Source organism: Betaproteobacteria bacterium (assembly GCA_016791345.1).
In the GTDB taxonomy this organism is placed as follows: Bacteria; Pseudomonadota; Gammaproteobacteria; order Burkholderiales; family JAEUMW01; genus JAEUMW01.
In genome coordinates this window covers 1-6,441 of record JAEUMW010000129.1, presented here as the reverse complement: position 1 = coordinate 6,441, position 6,441 = coordinate 1, and the positions used below count along the sequence as shown (strand labels likewise).

General features: G+C 63.8%; 8 protein-coding genes and 1 tRNA gene. All 9 read left to right on the top strand.

The window, feature by feature from the left end; all coding sequences use genetic code 11:
• The coding region (locus tag JNK68_05505) for a preprotein translocase subunit SecG (GenBank protein MBL8539811.1) at positions 1-184 on the top strand (184 nt) is incomplete at its 5' end.
• Between the two features lie 46 nt (positions 185-230).
• Positions 231-315, top strand: a tRNA-Leu gene (locus JNK68_05500).
• 139 nt (positions 316-454) lie between these two features.
• Positions 455-823 (top strand): NADH-quinone oxidoreductase subunit A, encoded by a 369-nt coding sequence (locus JNK68_05495; GenBank protein MBL8539810.1) that lies wholly within the window; start codon positions 455-457, stop codon positions 821-823.
• 192 nt (positions 824-1,015) lie between these two features.
• Positions 1,016-1,492 carry an NADH-quinone oxidoreductase subunit B gene (locus JNK68_05490; protein MBL8539809.1) on the top strand — a complete coding sequence of 159 codons (477 nt, stop codon included), beginning with the start codon at positions 1,016-1,018 and terminating at the stop codon, positions 1,490-1,492.
• Between the two features lie 7 nt (positions 1,493-1,499).
• Positions 1,500-2,114, top strand: coding sequence for an NADH-quinone oxidoreductase subunit C (locus JNK68_05485; protein ID MBL8539808.1), 615 nt, complete (start codon positions 1,500-1,502; stop codon positions 2,112-2,114).
• 41 nt (positions 2,115-2,155) lie between these two features.
• Positions 2,156-3,409, top strand: coding sequence for an NADH-quinone oxidoreductase subunit D (locus tag JNK68_05480; protein MBL8539807.1), 1,254 nt, complete (start codon positions 2,156-2,158; stop codon positions 3,407-3,409).
• 31 nt (positions 3,410-3,440) lie between these two features.
• Complete coding sequence (gene nuoE / locus JNK68_05475; GenBank protein MBL8539806.1) at positions 3,441-3,932, top strand: NADH-quinone oxidoreductase subunit NuoE; 492 nt, start codon at positions 3,441-3,443, stop codon at positions 3,930-3,932.
• 53 nt (positions 3,933-3,985) lie between these two features.
• Positions 3,986-5,242, top strand: a complete 1,257-nt coding sequence (nuoF, locus tag JNK68_05470) for an NADH-quinone oxidoreductase subunit NuoF (protein ID MBL8539805.1) — start codon at positions 3,986-3,988, stop codon at positions 5,240-5,242.
• 36 nt (positions 5,243-5,278) lie between these two features.
• The coding region (nuoG, locus tag JNK68_05465; GenBank protein ID MBL8539804.1) for an NADH-quinone oxidoreductase subunit NuoG at positions 5,279-6,441 on the top strand (1,163 nt) is incomplete at its 3' end.

The window sequence follows — 6,441 nt, the reverse complement described above, 5'->3', positions numbered from 1 at the left end:
GGCGATATTGGCGGCCGTGTTTTTCGTGACCAGCCTCGGGCTCACGTATTTCTCGGCGAACAAGTCGAGGGATCGGGGCGTGATGGCGACGCACAAGGCCGAGCCCGCAGCGCCGGCTGCGGAGAAGCCCGTGCCGTCGCCGGCGGCACCCGAGGGGTCGAAGGCGCCGGAGGTTCCGAAGTGAGTGAGGCGCACACGGGAGCGTAAGCCTCGCGGCAGCGTTGCAGCCGGCCGATGTGGTGAAATTGGTAGACACGCCGTCTTGAGGGGGCGGTGGCGAAAGCCGTGGGAGTTCGAGTCTCCCCATCGGCACCAAACGGTTGCAGATTTCCGCACCGCATTTGACAGCGCGGCGTGTCCTGATCGAACGAACGAATGAAAACGAGGATCAGATAAAATAATGAAAAGTTCGCGATTGGCGCCTTCGCAGCGCTCTTGATCGAGACCGTGCGCGATGCTTGAAAACTACTTTCCCGTCCTGCTTTTCGTCCTCGTCGGTCTCGCCGTTGGTGTCGGTCCCATGATGATGGGCAGCGGGATTTCGCGACTCCTTGGCGTGCACCGCCCGGACAGCGAGAAACTCTCTCCCTACGAGTGCGGCTTCGAGGCGTTCGAAGACGCGCGCATGAAGTTCGACGTCCGCTACTATCTCGTCGCGATTCTCTTCATTCTCTTCGACCTCGAGATCGCATTTCTCTTCCCGTGGGCTGTCGTGCTGGACGAGATCGGCATGTTCGGTTTCGTCGCCATGATGATTTTCCTCGGCATACTGGTCGTGGGATTCATCTACGAATGGAAGAAGGGAGCACTGGAGTGGGAGTAGTCGCATGACCCACCGAGCAGGGGCCCCACGGTTTTGTGGGGATGCGAGCAAGGGGAATGCGGCCCGTCGCCGAAGCGGAGGGGGCCGTCCTGTGCACATCGGGCGTGAGGCGACGCTGCGCTCAACGGAGCAGGGGCCCCACGGTCTGGTGGGGATGCGAAGCGCGGTAACGCTCGGACGGAGGGCCTGACCATGGGTGCGGAAGGTGTTCTCGAAAAGGGCTTCGTCACGACTTCCATCGACACGGTCATCAACTGGACCCGGACCGGGTCGATGTGGCCGGTGACGTTCGGGCTCGCCTGTTGTGCGATCGAAATGATGCACGCGGGGGCGTCCCGCTACGACCTGGATCGCTTCGGCATCGTGTTCCGCCCGAGCCCGCGCCAGTCGGACGTGATGATCGTCGCCGGCACCCTTTGCAACAAGATGGCGCCTGCGCTGCGCAAGGTCTACGATCAGATGGCCGAGCCGCGCTGGGTGATCTCGATGGGTTCGTGTGCCAACGGCGGCGGGTATTACCACTATTCCTACTCCGTCGTGCGTGGCTGTGACCGCATCGTTCCGGTCGATGTCTACGTGCCTGGCTGTCCGCCGACGGCCGAGGCACTGCTCTACGGCATCATCCAGTTGCAGAACAAGATCAAGCGCAACAACACGATCGCCCGCTGAGCACGCCATGACCTCGCGACTCGATACCCTCGAAACCACGCTGCGCAGTGTTCTGGGTGATCGCATCACACGCCTCGTCTGCGCCTGTGGCGAGATCACGATCGAAGCGAAGAGTGCGGACCTCATTGCGGTGACGAAGACACTGCGCGATCACCCCGATCTCGCGTTTTCGGTGCTGATCGACTTGTGCGGTGTCGACTACAGCGACTACGGCAACGGCACCTGGGACGGACCGCGGTTCGCGGTCGTCTATCACCTGTTGTCGATTCAGCGCAACTGGCGCCTGCGGCTGCGGGTGTACTGCGCCGACGACGATTTTCCCAGCGTCGATTCGATGGTGGATGTCTGGCCGGTGGCAAACTGGTTCGAACGCGAGGCTTTCGATTTCTATGGCATCGTGTTTCCCGGTCATCCCGATCTGCGCCGCATTCTGACCGACTACGGATTCATCGGTCATCCGTTCCGCAAGGACTTTCCGCTGTCGGGCAACGTCGAGATGCGCTACGACCCGGATCAGGGGCGGGTCATCTATCAGCCGGTGACGATCGAGCCGCGGGAAATCACGCCGCGCGTGCTGCGCGAAGAAAATTACGGCGAGGGGCCAGGGTTCAGGAATGGGTAACTGCGTTCCGGCAGTCATGCTTCGAGAGCCGCGGGTGAATCATGGCTGAGATCCGCAATTACACGCTCAACTTCGGCCCGCAGCATCCGGCGGCGCACGGCGTACTGCGCCTCGTGCTCGAACTCGACGGCGAGGTGATCCAGCGCGCCGATCCGCACATCGGACTCCTGCATCGCGCGACGGAAAAGCTCGCCGAGCACAAGACCTTCCTGCAGAGCGTGCCGTACATGGACCGCCTCGACTACGTTTCCATGCTCTGCAGCGAGCATGCCTACGTGATGGCGATCGAGCGGCTCCTCGGCATCGAGGTGCCGATTCGCGCGCAGTACATCCGTGTGATGTTCGACGAGATCACGCGGCTCCTGAACCACCTGCTCTGGCTCGGCACACACGCGCTCGACATCGGCGCGATGACGCTCTTCCTCTACTGCTTCCGCGAGCGTGAGGATCTCTTCGACGTTTACGAAGCGGTCTCCGGCGCCCGCATGCACGCGGCCTATTACCGGCCGGGCGGTGTGTATCGCGACCTCCCCGACACCATGCCGCAGTACCAGGCGTCGCGCATCCACAATGACGCGGCGGTGGCGCGCCTCAACGAGAACCGTCAAGGTTCGCTGCTCGACTTCATCGAGGATTTCGTCAAGCGCTTCCCGAAGTGCGTCGACGAATACGAAACGCTGCTGACCGAGAATCGCATCTGGAAGCAGCGCACGGTCGGCATCGGTGTGGTGACGCCGGAACGCGCGCAGGCACTCGGCTTCAGCGGCGTGATGCTGCGCGGCTCCGGCATCGAGTGGGATCTGCGCAAGAAGCAGGCGTATGCGGCCTACGATCAGGTCGAGTTCGACATTCCGGTCGGCGTCAACGGCGACTGCTACGACCGCTATCTCGTGCGCATCGAAGAGATGCGTCAATCGAATCGCATCGTCGGGCAGTGCGTGGAGTGGCTGCGCAAGAACCCGGGACCGGTGATCACCGACAACCGCAAGGTCGCCCCGCCGCCGCGCGTGACCATGAAGACCGACATGGAAGCGCTGATCCACCACTTCAAGCTCTTCACCGAGGGCTTTCATGTTCCGCCCGGCGAAACCTACGCGGCGGTCGAGCATCCGAAAGGGGAGTTCGGCATCTACCTGGTGTCCGACGGCGCCAACAAGCCTTACAGGTTGAAGATCCGCGCCTCCGGCTTTGCCCATCTCGCAGCCATGGACGAGATCGCCACGGGCCACATGATCGCCGACGTGGTGGCGATCATCGGAACGCTCGACATCGTCTTCGGCGAGGTCGACCGGTGAAGCGCCGTTGCCAGGTCATACTGTCGTCATCATGAACGCACCCCTGACCCTGTCGCCGGCCGCGCTCGCGAAGATCGACCGCGAAGTGGCCAAATACCCGCCCGACCAGAAGCGCTCCGCAGTGATGGCGGCGCTCGCCATCGCCCAGGACGAGAAGGGCTGGCTCTCCCCCGAGACCATGGAATTCGTGGCCCGCTATCTCGAGATGGCGCCGGTTGCCGTCTACGAGGTGGCGACGTTCTACAACATGTACGACCTCGCTCCGGTGGGCAAGTACAAGCTCACCGTCTGCACCAATCTTCCCTGTGCGCTGTCGGGCGCGGGCGAGGCGGCCGCGTACCTCAAGGAGAAGCTCGGCATCGGGTTCGGCGAGACCACGGCCGATGGCCGCATCACGCTGCAGGAGGGCGAGTGCTTCGGCGCCTGTGGCGACTCGCCGGTGCTGCTGGTGAACAACAAACGCATGTGCAGCTTCATGAGCCGCGAGGCGATCGACAAGCTGCTGTCGGAGCTCGCCGAGTGAACGCGCCCGCGCTGCCTTTCTCGCCCGATATCTACGGCCCCGACGCGGTTCTGATGCAGGGGCTCGACGGTCTCAACTGGCGCCTCGACGACTACCGCAAGCGCGGCGGCTACGAGGCGCTGCGCAAGGTCCTCACGGAGAAGATCACGCCGGAGCAGGTCATCGCCGAGGTGAAGTTGAGTGCGCTGCGCGGCCGCGGCGGGGCCGGTTTTCCGACCGGTCTCAAGTGGAGCTTCATGCCGCGCCAGTACACCGGGCCCAAGTACGTCGTCTGCAACTCCGACGAAGGCGAGCCGGGCACCTTCAAGGACCGCGACCTGCTGCGCTACAACCCGCACATGGTCATCGAGGGCATGATCCTCGGCGGCTACGCGATGGGCTCGGGCTTCGGCTACAACTACATCCACGGCGAGATCTGGGAGGTCTACGAGCGTTTCGAGGAAGCGCTCGCCGAGGCGCGCGCCGCCGGCTTCCTCGGCCAGAACATCCTGGGCTCCGATTTCAGCTTCGAGCTCCATGCGCACCATGGCTACGGTGCCTACATCTGCGGCGAGGAGACGGCGCTGCTCGATTCCATCGAGGGCAGGAAGGGACAGCCGCGGTTCAAGCCGCCGTTTCCGGCCACCTTCGGCCTCTATGGTCGGCCGACCACCGTCAACAACACCGAAACGTTCGCGTCCGTGCCGTACATCCTGCTGCACGGCGGCCAGAAGTTTCTGGAGCTCGGCAAGCCGAACAACGGCGGGACCAAGATCTTCTCCGTCTCGGGTCACATCAACCGTCCCGGCAATTACGAGATCCGCATGGGGACACCGTTCGCGAAGCTGCTGGAGATGGCCGGCGGCATGCGCGGCGGGCGCAAGCTCAAGGCGTGCATCCCGGGCGGTTCCTCGATGCCGGTGCTGCCGGGCGACGTGATGATGGCCTGCGACATGGACTACGATTCGATCGCCAAGGCGGGTTCGATGCTGGGCTCGGGCGCGGTCATCATCATGGACGACAGGACCTGCATGGTGCGTGCGCTGCGCCGGCTGTCCTACTTCTATTACGAGGAATCCTGCGGGCAGTGCACGCCGTGCCGGGAAGGCACCGGCTGGCTCTACCGGATGGTGGACCGCATCGAGAACGGGCGCGGCAAGCCCGAGGATCTCGATCTGCTCACGAACGTGTCGGACAACATCATGGGGCGGACGATCTGCGCGCTGGGCGATGCTGCCGCGCTGCCGGTCAAGAGCTTCGTGCAGCACTTCCGCGACGAATTCGCATACCACATCGAGCACAAGCAGTGTCTCGTGGCGGGTGGCCTGTAGATGCCCGCGCGCTGCTGACGGATCACCATGGGCAACATGATTTCTCTCGAGATCGATGGCAAGACGGTGGAGGTGCCCGCGGGCTCCACGGTCATGGATGCCGCCAACAAGCTCGGCATCTACATCCCGCACTTCTGCTGGCACAAGAAACTGTCGATCGCCGCCAATTGCCGCATGTGCCTGGTGCAGGTCGAGAAGGCGCCAAAGCCGCTGCCGGCGTGTGCGACGCCGGTGACGAGCGGGCAGAAGGTGTTCACCCGCTCGGACTACGCGCAGAAGGCGCAGCACGCGGTGATGGAGTTTCTGCTCATCAATCATCCGCTCGACTGCCCGATCTGCGACCAGGGCGGTGAATGCCAGCTGCAGGATCTCGCCGTGGGCTACGGCGCGAGTGCGTCGCGCTTCGAGGAGATGAAGCGCGTGGTGCCGAACAAGAATCTGGGGCCGCTCATCTCCACCGATATGACGCGCTGCATTCACTGCACCCGTTGCGTGCGCTTCGGGCAGGAGATCGCCGGCGTGATGGAACTCGGCATGGCGCACCGCGGTGAGCACTCCGAGATTCTCGCCTTCGTCGGCAAGACGGTGGATTCCGAGCTGTCGGGCAATGTCATCGACCTGTGTCCGGTCGGTGCGCTGACCTCGAAACCGTTCCGCTACACCGCCCGCACCTGGGAGCTCGCACGCGAGCGCTCGGTGAGCCCGCATTGCGGGCTCGGCGCGAATCTGATCGTGCAGGTCAAGCAGAAGCAGGTGATGCGGGTGCTGCCGCTGGAGAACGAAGCGATCAACGAGTGCTGGCTTTCCGACAAGGACCGCTTCTCCTACCAGGGGCTGAACGCGCCCGACCGCTTGACCACGCCCATGCTGCGGGACGGCGGAAGCTGGCGCGAGGTCGATTGGCCCACTGCGCTCGATGCCGTCGCCAAGGGGCTCGCCGCGGTGCGGGAGGCAAACGGGGGCGAGGCCATCGGTTTTCTCGCCACGCCGCACTCGACGCTCGAGGAGTTGTATCTCTTCGCCAAGCTCGCGCGCGGCCTCGGCAGCAACAACGTCGATTTCCGCCTGCGGCAGACGGATTTCCGGGCCGATGGCCAGATGGCGGGCATCCCGTGGCTCGGCATGAAGATCGAGGAAGTGAGCGGCCTCGACCGCGTGCTGGTGGTGGGCAGCGTGCTGCGCAAGGACCACCCGCTGCT